General features: G+C 70.5%; 16 protein-coding genes. 7 read left to right on the top strand and 9 right to left on the bottom strand.

Features of this window, described 5'->3' with window-relative positions:
* The 3 genes from CKY28_RS03330 to CKY28_RS03320 are packed head-to-tail and all read left to right on the top strand — an operon-like array spanning nt 1 to nt 2,896.
* The gene (locus CKY28_RS03330; protein ID WP_095996947.1) at nt 1-375 is read left to right on the top strand and encodes a hypothetical protein; all 375 of its coding nucleotides are present in this window, start codon (nt 1-3) and stop codon (nt 373-375) included.
* A complete protein-coding gene (locus CKY28_RS03325; protein WP_095996946.1) occupies nt 372-1,739 on the top strand; it encodes an NAD(P)H-hydrate dehydratase in 1,368 nt (455 codons plus the stop codon). Before CKY28_RS03330 ends, CKY28_RS03325 begins: the two co-directional genes overlap by 4 nt.
* A complete protein-coding gene (locus tag CKY28_RS03320) occupies nt 1,730-2,896 on the top strand; it encodes a class I SAM-dependent RNA methyltransferase (RefSeq protein ID WP_095996945.1) in 1,167 nt (388 codons plus the stop codon). The genes CKY28_RS03325 and CKY28_RS03320 overlap by 10 nt, the downstream gene beginning before the upstream one ends.
* On the opposite strand, the gene truA is transcribed toward CKY28_RS03320, so the two are convergent.
* Together truA and fmt are read right to left on the bottom strand one after the other, a co-directional pair.
* Nucleotides 2,886-3,623 (bottom strand): tRNA pseudouridine(38-40) synthase TruA, encoded by a 738-nt coding sequence (gene truA, locus CKY28_RS03315; RefSeq protein WP_095996944.1) that lies wholly within the window; start codon nt 3,621-3,623, stop codon nt 2,886-2,888. The genes CKY28_RS03320 and truA overlap by 11 nt on opposite strands.
* Nucleotides 3,620-4,618 carry a methionyl-tRNA formyltransferase gene (fmt, locus tag CKY28_RS03310; RefSeq protein WP_095996943.1) on the bottom strand — a complete coding sequence of 333 codons (999 nt, stop codon included), beginning with the start codon at nt 4,616-4,618 and terminating at the stop codon, nt 3,620-3,622. The genes truA and fmt overlap by 4 nt, the downstream gene beginning before the upstream one ends.
* Nucleotides 4,619-4,673: 55 nt before the next feature.
* Between fmt and recR the strand changes: the two genes are divergently transcribed.
* The 3 genes from recR (at nt 4,674) to CKY28_RS03295 (ending at nt 7,382) form a co-directional block, all read left to right on the top strand.
* Complete coding sequence (recR, locus tag CKY28_RS03305) at nt 4,674-5,270, top strand: recombination mediator RecR (RefSeq protein ID WP_095997603.1); 597 nt, start codon at nt 4,674-4,676, stop codon at nt 5,268-5,270.
* 31 nt (nt 5,271-5,301) lie between these two features.
* Nucleotides 5,302-5,826, top strand: coding sequence for a peptide deformylase (def, locus tag CKY28_RS03300; RefSeq protein WP_095996942.1), 525 nt, complete (start codon nt 5,302-5,304; stop codon nt 5,824-5,826).
* Between the two features lie 98 nt (nt 5,827-5,924).
* Nucleotides 5,925-7,382, top strand: a complete 1,458-nt coding sequence (locus tag CKY28_RS03295) for a DNA recombination protein RmuC (protein WP_095996941.1) — start codon at nt 5,925-5,927, stop codon at nt 7,380-7,382.
* A 3-nt stretch (nt 7,383-7,385) separates the two neighbouring features.
* Here CKY28_RS03295 and CKY28_RS03290 read toward each other — a convergent pair whose 3' ends face one another.
* The 7 genes from CKY28_RS03290 to CKY28_RS03260 are packed head-to-tail and all read right to left on the bottom strand — an operon-like array spanning nt 7,386 to nt 12,494.
* Nucleotides 7,386-8,186 carry a TrmH family RNA methyltransferase gene (locus CKY28_RS03290; protein WP_095996940.1) on the bottom strand — a complete coding sequence of 267 codons (801 nt, stop codon included), beginning with the start codon at nt 8,184-8,186 and terminating at the stop codon, nt 7,386-7,388.
* A 17-nt stretch (nt 8,187-8,203) separates the two neighbouring features.
* Nucleotides 8,204-8,476 (bottom strand): HPr family phosphocarrier protein, encoded by a 273-nt coding sequence (locus tag CKY28_RS03285; RefSeq protein WP_095996939.1) that lies wholly within the window; start codon nt 8,474-8,476, stop codon nt 8,204-8,206.
* The gene (locus CKY28_RS03280) at nt 8,473-8,880 is read right to left on the bottom strand and encodes a PTS sugar transporter subunit IIA (protein ID WP_095996938.1); all 408 of its coding nucleotides are present in this window, start codon (nt 8,878-8,880) and stop codon (nt 8,473-8,475) included. Before CKY28_RS03280 ends, CKY28_RS03285 begins: the two co-directional genes overlap by 4 nt.
* A gap of 19 nt (nt 8,881-8,899) precedes the next feature.
* Entirely contained in the window at nt 8,900-9,817 is a 918-nt protein-coding gene (gene rapZ, locus CKY28_RS03275) for an RNase adapter RapZ (RefSeq protein ID WP_095996937.1), read from the bottom strand.
* Nucleotides 9,814-10,242, bottom strand: coding sequence for an HPr kinase/phosphorylase (locus tag CKY28_RS03270; RefSeq protein ID WP_245841567.1), 429 nt, complete (start codon nt 10,240-10,242; stop codon nt 9,814-9,816). The genes rapZ and CKY28_RS03270 overlap by 4 nt, the downstream gene beginning before the upstream one ends.
* Nucleotides 10,243-10,258: 16 nt before the next feature.
* Nucleotides 10,259-11,821 carry a sensor histidine kinase gene (locus tag CKY28_RS03265; RefSeq protein WP_095996935.1) on the bottom strand — a complete coding sequence of 521 codons (1,563 nt, stop codon included), beginning with the start codon at nt 11,819-11,821 and terminating at the stop codon, nt 10,259-10,261.
* Complete coding sequence (locus CKY28_RS03260; RefSeq protein WP_095996934.1) at nt 11,790-12,494, bottom strand: response regulator transcription factor; 705 nt, start codon at nt 12,492-12,494, stop codon at nt 11,790-11,792. The genes CKY28_RS03265 and CKY28_RS03260 overlap by 32 nt, the downstream gene beginning before the upstream one ends.
* Nucleotides 12,495-12,638: 144 nt before the next feature.
* Between CKY28_RS03260 and CKY28_RS03255 the strand changes: the two genes are divergently transcribed.
* Nucleotides 12,639-14,246 (top strand): phosphoenolpyruvate carboxykinase, encoded by a 1,608-nt coding sequence (locus CKY28_RS03255; protein ID WP_095996933.1) that lies wholly within the window; start codon nt 12,639-12,641, stop codon nt 14,244-14,246.
* The last annotated feature ends 2 nt before the right edge of the window (nt 14,247-14,248 follow it).

Here is a 14,248-nt window from a genome sequence, read left to right as displayed (position 1 = left end):
ATGCGCGCGTTGGCGCTCCTCCTCGCGCTCGCCGCCTGCGGGCGCGAAGAGGCCGGGACGCCCGAGGGCGAGGCCGCCATCGCCCAGGCCGAAGCCGCGCCGCGCGTCGCGTGCGCCAAGGGCTCGGCCGAGCTCGGCCCGAACTGCACCGTCGAGCGCGCCCAGGGCGAGGACGGCCTGACGCTCACGCTCCGCCACCCCGACGGCGCGTTCCGCCGCCTGCTCGTGACCACCGACGGCCGCGGCGTCGTCGCCGCCGACGGCGCGGAGCCCGCACGCGTGACCGTGACCGGCGCGAACGAGATCGACGTGGCGGTCGCCGACGAGCGCTACCGCCTCCCCGCGACCGTGCAGGGCCAGTCGCCCGCCCGATGATCCCGATACACGGCCAGCCGATCCTCACCGCCGCCCAGATGCGCGCGGCGGAGGAGGCGGCCGCACCCACGCCCGACGCCATGTACGCGCTGATGGAGCGCGCGGGGGCGGGGGTGGCCGAAGCCGTGCGCCGCCTCTCCGCAGGTGCCGAGGCGCTGATCCTCTGCGGCCCCGGCAACAACGGCGGCGACGGCTACGTCGCCGCGCGGATCTTGCGCGAGCAGGGCCACCCCGTCCGCCTCGCCGCCGCGTCCGAGCCGAAGAGCGACCTAGCCCGGCGCGCGAGGGCAGGCTGGGACGGCCCCGTCGAGCGGCTCGCCGACGCCGACCCCGCCCCGGTGCTGGTCGACGCGCTGTTCGGCACCGGCCTCGCCCGATCGCTCGACGAGGGCCTGACCGCGCCGCTCCACCGCCTCGCCGACGCCGCGCGCCTGCGCCTCGCGGTCGACCTCCCCAGCGGCGTCGCCACCGATGACGGCGCGGTCCCGTCCGAACCGCCCCGCTTCGACGTGACGCTCGCCCTTGGCGCGCTCAAGCCCGCGCACTTGCTCCAGCCCGCCGCCCGCTACATGGGCGAGCTGCGCCTGCTCGACATCGGCGTGCCGGCCCCGAGCCGCACCCGAGCGCTCGCCCGCCCGACGCTGCCCGAGCCCGGCCCGGACAGCCACAAGTTCACCCGCGGCCTAGTTTGTGTCGTCTCTGGTGAAATGCCTGGGGCGGCTGAGCTCGCCGCTACGGCAGCCGCTCATGCCGGTGCGGGCTATGTGCTCCTGCTCGGCGCAGAAGCTAGCGCACCACACGCCATTGTTCGTCGTCCTTGGAGTTTAGAAGCGCTGTCTGTTCGGAAGCCGGGCGCGGTGGTGATTGGACCCGGCCTCGGCCGTGAAGACAAGAGTATCTGGATCCCACGTCTCTCCAGCGTCCTCGCGACACCCTATCCCGTCGTGCTGGATGGCGACGCGCTTCGACACCTGTCGAATCCGCACAGCTTCAGAGGTCCGACAATCCTGACCCCGCACGCGGGCGAGTTCGATCACCTGTTCGGCCTAGGCCAGGGGAGCAAGATCGACCGCGCCCGCGCCGCCGCCGAGCGCTCGGGCGCGACGATCGTGTTCAAGGGCGCGGACACCGTCATCGCCTCGCCGCACGGCGACGCGATAGTCGCCCCCGAAGCGAGCGCCTGGCTCTCCACCGCCGGCACCGGCGACGTGCTCGCGGGCGCGTGCGGCGCGATGCTCGCCGCCGGCCTCGACCCGCTCGCGGCCGCAGAAGCCGCCGTCTGGCTCCACGGCCGCGCTGCGCGCCGGCTCGGCCCCGCCTTCCTCGCCGACGACCTGGCGGAGGGCTTGAGCGCATGTCGCTGATCGTCCGCGTCGCAGCCCGAGGCGACGGCGTCGCCGAGGACGGCCGGCACGTGCCGTTCGCCGCCCCCGGCGACACGCTGACCGACGCAGGCGAGCTCGTGCCGGGGCCGCACCACCAGCAGCCGCCCTGCCGCCACTTTCCCGAATGCGGCGGCTGCCAGCTGCAGCATCTGGACGACGAGGCTTATGCCGCCTTCGTTCAGGATCGCGTCACCTCCGCGCTCGACGCGCAAGGCCTGACCGCGCCCGTCCGCCCCGCGCTGCTCTCGCCCCCGAACACCCGCCGCCGCGCGACGCTCCACTTCGACAAGGGCCTGCTCGGCTTCGCGGCCGAGAAGAGCCACGCCATCGTCGACATGCGCGAGTGCCACATCCTGGCGCCCGAGCTGCTCGCGCTCGTCGCCCCCTTGCGCAGCCTGCTCCAGCGCCTCCGCCCCAAGCGCCGCGCCGACGTGCACCTGACGCTCACCGACCAAGGCCCGGAGGTCCTCGTCACCGGCTTCGCGCCCGGGGGCTTAGCCGCGCACGAGGCGATTACCGCCTTTGCTCAGACCCACGGCGTCGCCCGGTTCGCGCTGGACGACGGCATGGGCCCGGAGACGCGTTGGGAGCCCGAACCCGTCACCGTCACCTTCGCCGGCACGCCCGTGCCCTTTCCGCCCCACGGCTTTCTCCAAGCTACGCAGGAGGGCGAGGCCGCGCTCGTCGCCGCCGTGCGCGAGGCGGTCGGCCCCGCCCGCGCCGTCGCCGACCTGTTCGCTGGCCTAGGCACCTTCGCGCTCACACTGCCCGCCAAGGTCTACGCCGCCGAGGGCGCCCGCGACGCCGCGCTCGCGCTCAAGAGCGCCGCCAATGCACGCCAGCGCCCCGTCTTCGTCGAGCATCGCGACCTCTACCGCCGTCCACTGACCGCGACCGAGCTCGACCGCTTCGACGCCGTCGTCCTCGACCCGCCCCGCGCCGGCGCGCGCGAGCAGGCGGCCGCGCTCGCCGCGTGCAAGGTGGGCGCGATCGCCTATGTCTCCTGCAACCCGAGCAGCTTAGCCCGCGACGCGAAGACGCTGACGGACGGGGGCTGGCGCATCGATTGGGTCCAACCCGTCGGCCAGTTCCGCTGGTCCACCCATGTCGAGCTGGCCGCGCGCTTCAGTAGGTAGCCCCCACGAACCACAACCCGTCCGGCGGCGCGTTGAGCCCCAGCCGCGCCCGATCCCGCGCCTCTAGCGCATCGCGCACGTCGTCCACGGACCACCGCCCCAAGCCCACCAGCGCCAGGCATCCCACCATCGAGCGCACCTGGTGATGCAGAAACGATCGCGCCGCCGCGTGGACCGCGATCCGCTCACCCTCGCGCACCACGTCCAGCCGGTCGAGCGTCCTCACCGGACTACCCCCCTGGCAATGCACCGACCGGAACGTCGTGAAGTCGTGCCGCCCCACCAACACCCGCGCGGCCGCCGCCATCGCGTCGGCGTCCAGCATCTGCGGCACCCGCCACGCCAGCCCCGCCTCCCAGCTCAGCGGCGCGCGGCGGTTGACGATCCGGTACTCGTACGCCCGCCCCGTGCAGCTGAACCGTGCGTGCCAGTCGTCCGGCACCTCCTCGCACGCGAGCACCGCGACAGGGTGCGGCCGCACCCGCGCGTTAAGCGCCTCCATCAGCCGGAACGCCGCGATCGGCTTCTCCACGTCCATGTGTGCGCGCATCTCAAGAGCATGCACCCCCGCGTCCGTCCGCCCCGCCGCATGGACCGCGACCCGCTCGCCCGTGACCGCGTGCGCGGCCTCTTCCAGCGCCTGCTGCACGCTCGGCCCGTGATCCTGGCGCTGCCAGCCCATGAAGGGCCGGCCGTCATACTCGACCGTCAGCGCGAAGCGGGTCAAAGCCGCGTGCCCGCCGGGATCGGAAAGCCGCGTAGCAGGTCGGCGGCCGACGTCACCCCGCGCCCGGCGCGCTGGACGAGAGTGGGGCGGATTGCCCCGTCGGCGCAGGCGATGGTGAGCCGGTCGTCCAAGACCACTCCCTCTCCCCTCCGGGGAGAGGGCCGGGGAGAGGGGAAGTATGCCACCGCGTCGGCACTGCCCCTCTCCCCTCGCTGCTGCGCAGCTTCGCCCCTCTCCCCGGAGGGAAGAGGGAGGAGGTCGCACGCCAGCACCTTCACACGCTCGCCCGTCACCTCGAACCATGCCCCCGGCGCAGGCGCGAAGGCGCGCACCTGCCGCTCAACCTCCGCCGCCGACTGCGTGAAATCCAGCCGCGCTTCCGCCTTCTCGATCTTCGGCGCGTAGGTCACGCCTTCGTCCGGCTGCGGCGCCGGCGGGTGCGCGTCCAGGTCGCCCAGCACCTCCACCATCAACCGCGCGCCCATCGCGGACAGCTCCGCCGTCAGCTCGCCCGCGTTCTTGCCCGCGACCGGCGTCCGTCCCTCCAGCCGCACCGGCCCGGTATCCAGCCCGGCCTCCATCTGCATGATGCCGACGCCCGTCTCCGCGTCGCCCGCCAGGATCGCCCGCTGGATCGGCGCCGCGCCCCGCCAACGCGGCAGCAGCGACGCGTGCACGTTGAGGCACCCGTATCGCGGCGCGTCGAGCACCGCCTGCGGCAGGATCAGCCCGTACGCCGCGACCACCGCCGCGTCAGCGCGCAACGCCGCGAACGCCTCCTGCGCCTCCGCCTTCCGCAGCGACGTCGGCGAGCGCACTTCGATACCGAGCGCCTCCGCCCGCGCCTGGACGGGGGAGGGGACCAGCTGTCGCCCGCGCCGCCCGCCCGGCCGCGGCGGCTGGGTATAGACCGCCGCCAGCTCGTGCCCTGCCTCAACCAGCTCATCCAGCACCGGCACCGCGAAATCGGGTGTTCCCATAAAGATCAACCGCATGCGCGCAGCCCCTGCCACGCTGGCGAAACGGCTGCAAAGTCCCTATCTGTTCCGCATGGCTTCTCCCGAAATCGAGGCGCTGACGAACGCGCTCGCGCGGCTGCCCGGCTTGGGTCCGCGATCGGCCCGGCGCGCCGTGCTCCACCTGCTCAAGAAGCGCGAGGCGGCGCTCTCGCCGCTCCTTGACGCGCTCGCCGCCGTCGAGGAGCGGCTGGAGACTTGCCGCACCTGCGGCAATGTCGACACGACCAACCCCTGCTCGGTCTGCGCCGACCCGCGCCGTGACGCGCGCAGCCTCTGCGTGGTCGAGGAGGTCGCCGACCTCTGGGCGCTCGAACGCTCGCGCCTGTTTCCAGGCAAGTTCCACGTGCTGGGCGGCCGCCTCTCCGCGCTGGAGGGTATCCGCCCCGAGGACCTCGCCATCGACTCGCTCGTCCGCCGCATCGAGCAGGGCGGGGTGGACGAGGTCGTCCTCGCCATGAACGCGACGTTGGAGGGGCAAACGACCGCGCACTATCTCGCCGAGCGCATCGAGCGCTTCCCCGTCCGCGTGACCCAGCTCGCCCACGGTCTCCCCGTCGGCGGCGAGCTCGACTATCTCGACGAAGGCACACTCGCCCAGGCGCTGCGGGCGAGACGCCCTGTTGCTTGACGCTTTAGGGGGCGGCGCTTAGCTCCCGCCCATGGCCGTCCTCCCCATCGTAGAAGTCCCCGACCCGCGTCTCCGCCTCGTCTCCACGCCGGTCGAACGGGTGGACGACGTCGTCCGCCAGCTCGTCTCCGACATGACGGAAACGATGTATGACGCCCGCGGCATCGGCTTGGCGGCGATCCAGGTCGGCGTCGACAAGCGCGTGCTCGTCATCGACCTGCAGGAGCAGGAGGACGAGGAGGGCAAGCCGATCCGCGACCCCCACGCGTACATCAACCCCGAGATCCTGGAGACCTCGGAGGAGCTCAGCACCTATAACGAGGGCTGCCTCTCCATCCCCGAGCAATATGCGGGGGTCGACCGCCCCGCCCGCTGCCGCGTGCAATGGCTCGACGAGCAGGGGACCGAGCATGAGGGATGGCTCGATGGCCTGCTCGCCACCTGCATGCAGCACGAGATCGATCATCTGAACGGCGTGCTCTTCATCGACCACATCTCGCGTCTGAAACGCGACATGCTGCTCAAGAAGCTCGCCAAGATGCGCAAGGCAGCCTAGCTCTCTCTCCCCGGAGGGGGAGAGGGGCGACGGGATGCGCTTCGACCGGCGCACATTACCCCTGTCCTACAGCTCTCGTTCCGGCTACGTTCCGGCCCATGGCCGAACTCCTAATCGCCTTCGTTGTCGCCCTCTTCGCTGGCATTGCGCTAGGCTGGCTGCTCGCCGCCCGCAAAAACGCCATCGTCGCCGCCGACCTCGCCGCCGCCCAAGCCCGCTCCGCCGACCTCGACCTGATCCGCCGCGCACGCGACGAAGTGGAGCGCGAGCGCAACGACGCGCAACGCGACCTCGCCGCCGTGCGCGCTCGGCTTGAGGAGCGTGACGCCGAGATCGCAACGGTTCGTCGCGATTTCGAGACGACGTCCCGTGATCTTCGTTACCTTTCAGAAGCGCACGCGGACTTGAAGGCGCGCGATGAAGAGCGCGAGAAGGCCCATTCCCAGGCGCTCAAGGAGCTAAAGGAAGCGCGCGAGCAGCTTTCTCAACAGTTCGACGCCGCCGCCGCCAAGGCGCTCGAATCAGCGCAACGCCAGTTCCTCGAACGCGCCGACGCCCGCTTCCGCCAGTCGGAGGAGGCGTCGGGTCAAAAGCTCGCTTCGCTCCTCCAGCCCGTCAACGAACGCCTGCAACGCTACGAGGAGGGCGTCGCTAAGGTCGAGGCCGAGCGGCGGGAGACGTTCGGCATCCTCCAGGGCCAGATCGAGTCAATGCGCGCCGGCCAGGAGTCGGTCCGCGCCGAGGCCGCCAAGCTCGTCAACGCGCTCCGCAACGCCCCTAAGGCGCGCGGCCGCTGGGGCGAGCAGCAGCTCCGCAACGTGCTGGAGAGCTGCGGCCTGTCCGAGCACGCCGACTTTCAGACCGAGGTCAGCGTCGACGACGGCGAGGGCGGCCGTTTCCGCCCAGACGTGGTCATCACCATCCCCGGTGGAAAGACGCTGATCATCGACGCCAAGGTGTCGCTCAACGCCTACCAGGACGCATTCGGCGCGGTGGACGAGACGGAGCGCAACACCGGCCTCGCCGCCCACGCCGCCGCCATGCGCGCGCACGTCACCGGCCTTGGCGCCAAGAGCTACTGGGCGCAGTTCGACGACGCGCCCGACTACGTCATTATGTTCGTCCCCGGCGAACACTTCCTCTCCGCCGCGCTCGAGTACGACACGACGCTCTGGGATTTCGCCTTCGAACGCCGCGTGCTGATGGCGACGCCGACCAATCTCGTCGCCATCGCCCAGACGGTCGCCGCCGTTTGGCGGCAGGAGAAGCTCGCCCGCGAAGCCCGCGAGATCGGCCAACTCGGCAAGGAGCTCTACGCGCGCCTGTCGGTGATGGGCGGCCACGTCGCCAAGCTCGGCCGCAACCTCGACCTCGCCGCCAACGCCTATAACAGCATGGTCGGCTCGCTGGAAAGCCAGGTGCTCACCCAAGCCCGCCGCTTCGAGCAGCTCAACATCGACATCGGCGCGAAGCAGATCGAGAGCGCGCCGGTGGTCGAGACCAACACCCGCCCGCTCACCAAGCTCGTCGCGCCGCAGGACGTCGCGGCGGAGTGACGGTCACCCCCGCTGCTGCGCCAACACCTCATACGCCATCACTGCCGTCGCCACAGCCGCGTTCAGGCTGTCCGCTTTCCCGAGCATCGGAATCTTGACCAGCAGGTCGCATGCCGCGGCATAGTCGTCCGGCATGCCCTGCGCCTCGTTGCCCGTGAGCAGGAACGTCGGTACCTCGTACCGAGCCGCACGATAGTCCTGATCGGTATCGAGGCTGAGCCCCACCAGCTGCCCGGGCCCGGATCGCAGCCATTCAAGGAACGGCGCCCACTCCGTCCGGACCACCGGCACCGTGAACAGCGCCCCCATGCTCGCACGCACCGCCTCGACGGAGAACGGGTCGACGCATTCGCCGACCAGGATCAGCCCGCCCGCGCCGACCGCGTCGCCGGTCCTGAGCATCGTTCCCAGATTACCCGGATCGCGCAGCCGCTCGGCGACGAGCCAGATGCCCGACCGGCTCCGGTCCAGCTCGGCGAGCGTCGGCCCGAACTCGTCGAACACGCCCAGCACCGACTGCGCATTGTCCTTTCCCGACAGCTTGGACAGGACGTCGGGCGTCGTCTCGATCGCCTCGCCGCCGCTCGCCTCGACCGCCGCAACGAGCGCCCCGACTAACGGATGCCCCGCGCTCTGCCCCGCGAAGAACAGCGTTCGCGGCACGCGCCCACCTTCGCGAGCCTCGGTCAGGATGCGAAGCCCTTCGGCCAGGAACTGACGCGATTCGCGGCGGTGCCGCTTCTCGCGCAAGCTGCGCGCGTGCTTGACGAGCGGATTAGAAAAGGCGGTGATCTGACGCGGCATCGGCGGGACAGGGGAGGTCAGTCCTCCCCAAACTTGGCCTCGACCAGTTCGCAAAGGTTGGCGACTGCTTGATCGGCCCCGTCCCCAGCAGCGCGGATGGTGATCTCGTCGCCCATCGCCGCGCCCAGCATCATCAGGCCCATGATCGACGTGCCCGTCACTTCGCTGCCGTCCTTGCCGACGCGCACCTCGACCGGCTGCGACGAGGCGAGCGTGACGAACTTGGCGCTGGCGCGCGCGTGCAGGCCGCGGCGGTTGACGATCCGCACCGTCCGGCTGACCTCGCTCACGCGGCGGCCTCTCCCAGCACCTCGGACGCGACGGAGATGTATTTACGCCCGGCCTCCCGCGCTGCGGCGACGGCGTCGACGACCTTCATCGCCTTGCGCGCCGAGCCCAGCCGGATGAGCATCGGCAGGTTCATGCCCGCGATCACCTCGACCCGCCCCCGCTCCATCAGCGAGATGGCGAGGTTGGACGGCGTGCCGCCGAACAGGTCGGTCAGCACGATCACGCCCGCGCCGCCGTCGACGCGTTCGATCGCGTCGGCGATGTCGGTGCGCCGGTTCTCCATGTCGTCCTCGGGCCCGATGGCGATCGTCGCCACCTGGGGCTGCGGGCCCACGACATGCTCCATGGCGGTCACGAATTCGTCGGCGAGGCGGCCGTGGGTGACAAGGACCAAGCCAATCATGTGTTCTTTGTTGTCCAGCTCAAGTGGCGCTCGGCGGCGAACGGGTCAACGAGTCCTGCGGCGCCGTCCTCAGGTCGCGGTGCAGGAGGGTGGGGGAAAATCCCGCCTCGCGCAACCGCCTCGCGACCCGGTCGGCGACATGAACCGACCGATGTTTCCCTCCGGTACACCCGATGGCGATTGTGACATAGGATTTTCCGCCCGCGCCGTAGCGCGGAACCAGAACGCACAAAAGCTCCTCGATCCGCCGCACGGTGTCTTCGTAAGCCGGATCGTTCCGGATGTACTCGACGACGGCCGCGTCCAGCCCCGTGCCCTCGCGCAGGCCCGGCACCCAGTGCGGGTTCCGGAGAAAGCGCATGTCGAACACGAGGTCGGCGTTGCGCGGCAGCCCACGCGAGAAGCCGAAGGAGACGACGGTCAGCGTAGGCGTCACCGCCTGCTCGCCCCCGAACGCGGCGCGGATGTCGGCCTGGAGCTCGTTCGCCTTGAGCGCGGTCGTGTCGATCAGCCGGTTGGCCCAGCGCCGCAGCGGTTCCAGGATCTCGCGTTCCTGCTCGATGCCGTCCACCGCGGGACGGTCGAGCGCGAGCGGGTGCCGCCGCCGCGTCTCCGAATAGCGCCGCTCGAGCTCCGGCGTGCCGCAATCCAGGAACAGCGTGCCGACGTCGTACCCGCCCTGCTTGTTCAGCTGCGTCACGAGGTCGATCAGGCGTTCGCTGTCGAACGCGCGGGTATGCGCGCCGAGGCTGACCGCGAGCGGTTGGACGGGCTCGCCGTCGTCCGTCATCGGCGCGCGAAGCATCCAGCGGAGCAGGTTGAGCGGGAGGTTGTCGACCACCTCCCAGCCCATGTCCTCCAGCGTGCGGAGCACGGTCAGCTTGCCCGCGCCCGACATGCCGGTGACGAGCAGGACGTGCCGAGGCTCCGCGCTCACGCGACCACCATGTCGGGATGCGCCAGCGCCAGCTCCACCTTGATGGGGGCGGAGGCGGGCTCGGGGTCGAGCAGCAGCTCCGCGAGCGGCACGCCCGCGACCGTGCGGGTGCGCGGCGCCGGCAGGCGTTCGACCGAGCGGCTGAGCTCGACGCAGAGCGACAGCGGCACGCCCTCGACCTGCTCGACGGCGAGGATGCCGACGCCGCGCACCTCCAGCCGTCCCGCGATCGTCTCCGGCGCAAAGGCGAGCGCGCCCGCGTCCTCGGCGCGCACGATCGTTCGGTCGTCGGCGACCAGCTTCGCGCCGCGGTCGATCAGCCGCAGCGCCAGGTCCGACTTGCCTGACCCGGACGGGCCGGAGATCAGCACGCCGCGCCCGCCGATCGCGACGGTGGTGGCGTGCACTAGCTCGGTCTGGGGCAAGGGGCGGCTCCGGCGGTCAGCGCGGCTCGGCGAGCGGCAGGCGGACGACGAAGCGGGCGCCCGCCGTCCTGTCCTCGCGCGACTCGACCGCGATGGCGCCCCCATGCCCCTCCACGATGGTGCGCGCAATGGCGAGGCCCAGGCCCGAATGCTGCCCGAACGCCTCGGAGCTGGGGCGAATCGACTGGAAGCGCCGGAATACCGCCTCGCGCTCCTCCTCGGGCACGCCAGGTCCTTCGTCCTCGACGCTGATCACCAGATCCTCGGCGTCGTAATGGCCCGCGATCGCGATGAGGCCGCCGTCGGGCGAGAAGGAGATCGCGTTGTCGATCAGGTTCTCGAACACGCGCTCCAGCCGCGATCCGTCGCCCATGACGACCAGCGGCTCGCCTGAGCGATCGAAGCGGATGCGGACGTCGCGTTCCACGCCCCGCGCGCGCCGCTGCTCCAGCAACCCGTCGATCAGGACGCCGAGGTCCACCGGCTCGAACTTGGCGCGGCTGAGCTGCGCGTCGAGGCGCGACGCTTCGGAGATGTCGGTGATCAGGCGGTCGAGGCGGAGCACGTCGTCGCGCACGATCGCCATCAGCTGCTCGGCCAGCGCGGGGTCCTTCACGCGCGCCAGCCCGTCCACCGCCGACCTGAGGCTCGCGAGGGGATTCTTCAGCTCGTGCGTGACGTCGGCCGCGAACGCCTCCGTCGCGTCGATCCGGGCACGCAGCGCGATCGACATATCCGAGATCGCGCGGGCGAGCGACCCGAGCTCGTCGCGGCGATCGGGCAGGCGGGGCACGACCACCTCGCGCGCCCGTCCCAGCCGCACCCGCACCGCCGCGCGCGCGAGCCGGCGCAGCGGGCGGACGATCGTCCGGGCGAGGAATAGCGAGAGCAGGACCGAGATGAGCGTGGTGACGAGCAGCACGACGCCCAAGCGGAACCGCTCCACGCGGACGCGCTGGGTGATGTCGCGCGCGCTGATGGAGGTGAGCACGACCCGGTTGCCGGGCAGCGGGGCGGCGGCGGTGATAACGGGCGTGCGGTCGGGCGCGCGCCAGACGGTGGTCGCCACCATCCGGGTCTCCCGCGCCTCCCGCACGTCCGGCCAGTCGAGTCCGTTGTGGCGTTCGCGGAATTGCGGCTGGCGCTCGGCGCTGACCACCGTGTCGATGCCCGCGTCGAGGAAGCGCGCGACCTTCTGATCCCATCCCTGCTTGTCGGGGTCGACGAGGACGAAGTTGCGCACGCCCAGCTTGCGCGAGTCGACGGTCGCCTCGCCCTTGTTGTTGTAGATGCGGATGCGCGCACCCGTGTCCTGCGCCAGCCGGAGGACCAGCGCGTCGCGGTAGCGCATGTTCACCGCCGCGATCGCCTCCGACACCAGCCGCGCCTCGCGCGCGGCCTGCGCCAAGCGCGAGTCGATGATGCGCGACCGAAACGAGTCGAGGTAGAAGAACCCGCCCACCATCATGAGCAGGACGAAGATGTTGACGGCCAGGATGCGCCGGGTCAGCGAAATCTGACCCGACCACCGAAGCGTCAAGTCGCTGTCAGTCCTCCGAAAATCGGTATCCGGCGCCATACAGTGTCTCGATCGCGTCGAATTCCGGGTCCACTTGCCGGAACTTGCGGCGCAGGCGCTTGATGTGGCTGTCGATGGTGCGGTCGTCGACGTAGATGTCGTCCTGGTACGCCGCGTCCATCAGCTGGTTGCGCGTCTTCACGATGCCCGGCCGCTGCGCCAGCGTCTCCAGGATCAGGAACTCGGTGACGGTGAGCGTCACCAGCTCACCTTTCCAGGTGGTGCGGTGGCGCGCCGGGTCCATCGTCAGCTGTCCGCGCATGAGCGGGCCGTCGCCGTTCTCGGGCTCCGAGCCGGCCGCCTGGGGCAGCTCGGTGCGGCGCAGGATGGCGCGGATGCGGGCGATCAGCAGGCGCTGCGAGAAGGGCTTGGCGATGTAATCGTCCGCGCCCATCGCCAGGCCCAGCGCTTCGTCCAGCTCGTCGTCCTTGGAGGTCAGGAAGATGACGGGCAGCTGGCTCCTCTCGCGAACGCGGCGGAGCAGCTCCAGGCCGTCCATGCGCGGCATCTTGATGTCGAAGATGGCGAGGTCGGGGGGGTTGTCGCCGATCGCCTTGAGCGCGGTCTCGCCGTCGGAATAGACCCGCGTCATGAACCCTTCCGTCTGCAAGGCGATGGAGACGGAGGTCAGGATGTTCCGGTCGTCGTCGACCAGCGCGATCGTGGCGGTCATTTCCCCTCCGGCCTAGTCCAAAGGCGGAACAGGCTCAACCGCCCGCCGTTTGACCGTCGCGGGACAGCCGCTTATGCGGCGGGGCACAACCACAACATACGTATGCGGCGCCGAACGGCGCGCACAACTGGGGAGATGCGTCAAGTGAACGAGCGTATTCCGAACTTCGGTCTCGACCGTCAGGGTATCGAGACGAGGGCGACGCTTCACTGGAACCTGGTCACCGCCAAGCTGGTCGAGACCGCCGTCGCGCGCCGCGAGGGCAAGCTGTCCGCAGAGGGGCCGCTCGTCGTCGAGACGGGCGCGCACACGGGCCGGTCGGCGCAGGACAAGTTCATCGTCCGCGACGCCGAGACCGAGAGCAGCGTCTGGTGGGGCAAGTCGAACAAGGCGATGAACCCCGAGCATTTCGCCGCGCTCAAGGCCGATTTCCTGAAGGCGGTGCACGGCATGGAGGACCTGTTCGTGCAGGACCTCTATGGCGGGTCGCAGCCCGGCCACCGCGTCCGCGTGCGCGTCGTGAACGAGCTCGCCTGGCACAACCTGTTCATCCGCACCATGCTCGTGCGTCCTGAGGAGCGCGAGTTGAAGGACTTCGCGCCCGACTACACGATCATCGACCTGCCCAGCTTCCGCGCCAACCCGCAGCGGCACGGCTGCCGGTCGGAGACGGTGATCGCCGTCAACTTCTCGGAGAAGCTAATCCTGATCGGCGGCACGCGCTACGCGGGCGAGATGAAGAAGTCGGTGTTCGGCGTGCTCAACTACCTGTTGCCGCCTACCGGCGTCATGCCGATGCACTGCTCGGCGAACATCGGGCCGAAGGGCGATACGGCGGTCTTCTTCGGCCTGTCGGGCACGGGCAAGACGACGCTGTCGGCCGACCCGGCGCGCACGCTGATCGGCGACGACGAGCATGGCTGGTCGGACACCGCGGTCTTCAACTTCGAGGGCGGCTGCTACGCCAAGATGATCCGGCTGTCGCCCGAAGCGGAGCCGGAGATCTTCGCGACGACCAAGCGGTTCGGCACCGTGCTCGAGAATGTGGTCATGGACCCGGTCACGCGCCAGCTCGACCTCGACGACAACCGGCTGGCGGAGAACAGCCGCGGGGCCTATCCGATCGACTTCATCCCGAACGCGTCGGACGAGAATATGGGGCCGGTGCCGCGCAACATCGTCATGCTGACGGCGGACGCGTACGGCATCCTGCCGCCGATCGCGAAGCTGACGCCCGATCAGGCGATGTACCACTTCCTGTCGGGCTACACCGCGCGCGTGGCGGGGACGGAGATCGGCGTCACCGAGCCGGACGCGACCTTCTCGACCTGCTTCGGCGCGCCGTTCATGCCGCGGCACCCGTCGGTGTACGGCAACCTGCTGAAGGAGCGGATCGCGCGCGGCGCGGTCGACTGCTGGCTGGTCAACACCGGTTGGACGGGCGGCAAGTACGGCGTGGGCCACCGCATGCCGATTAAGGCGACGCGCGCGCTGCTCAACGCCGCGCTCGACGGGTCTTTGAACGACGCCGAGTTCCGGACGGACCCGAATTTCGGGTTCAAGGTGCCCGTCGGCGTGCCGGGCGTGGACTCGTCCATCCTCGACCCTCGCGAGACCTGGGCGGACAAGGCCGAATACGACGCGACGGCGGCGAAGCTGGTCGACCTGTTCAACGAGAACTTCGCCCAGTTCGCCGACCATGTCGACCAGGGCGTGCGCGAGGCTGCGCCGAAGGCGGCGGTCGCGGCGTAGGC

The organism is Sphingomonas lenta (assembly GCF_002288825.1).
Taxonomy (GTDB): domain Bacteria; phylum Pseudomonadota; class Alphaproteobacteria; order Sphingomonadales; family Sphingomonadaceae; genus Sphingomonas; species Sphingomonas lenta.
Note: the sequence above shows the minus strand (reverse complement) of the source record. Positions and strands in the feature narration are given on the sequence as shown.

Excerpts from the sequence above, each read along its gene's own strand:
- CKY28_RS03330 (WP_095996947.1), top strand. The coding sequence starts at position 1 with ATGCGCGCGTTGGCGCTCCTCCTCGCGCTCGCCGCCTGCGGGCGCGAA.
- CKY28_RS03325 (WP_095996946.1), top strand. The coding sequence starts at position 372 with ATGATCCCGATACACGGCCAGCCGATCCTCACCGCCGCCCAGATGCGC.
- CKY28_RS03320 (WP_095996945.1), top strand. The coding sequence starts at position 1,730 with ATGTCGCTGATCGTCCGCGTCGCAGCCCGAGGCGACGGCGTCGCCGAG.
- fmt (WP_095996943.1), bottom strand. The coding sequence starts at position 4,618 with ATGCGGTTGATCTTTATGGGAACACCCGATTTCGCGGTGCCGGTGCTG.
- recR (WP_095997603.1), top strand. The coding sequence starts at position 4,674 with ATGGCTTCTCCCGAAATCGAGGCGCTGACGAACGCGCTCGCGCGGCTG.
- def (WP_095996942.1), top strand. The coding sequence starts at position 5,302 with ATGGCCGTCCTCCCCATCGTAGAAGTCCCCGACCCGCGTCTCCGCCTC.
- CKY28_RS03295 (WP_095996941.1), top strand. The coding sequence starts at position 5,925 with ATGGCCGAACTCCTAATCGCCTTCGTTGTCGCCCTCTTCGCTGGCATT.
- CKY28_RS03290 (WP_095996940.1), bottom strand. The coding sequence starts at position 8,186 with ATGCCGCGTCAGATCACCGCCTTTTCTAATCCGCTCGTCAAGCACGCG.
- CKY28_RS03280 (WP_095996938.1), bottom strand. The coding sequence starts at position 8,880 with ATGATTGGCTTGGTCCTTGTCACCCACGGCCGCCTCGCCGACGAATTC.
- CKY28_RS03265 (WP_095996935.1), bottom strand. The coding sequence starts at position 11,821 with ATGGCGCCGGATACCGATTTTCGGAGGACTGACAGCGACTTGACGCTT.
- CKY28_RS03260 (WP_095996934.1), bottom strand. The coding sequence starts at position 12,494 with ATGACCGCCACGATCGCGCTGGTCGACGACGACCGGAACATCCTGACC.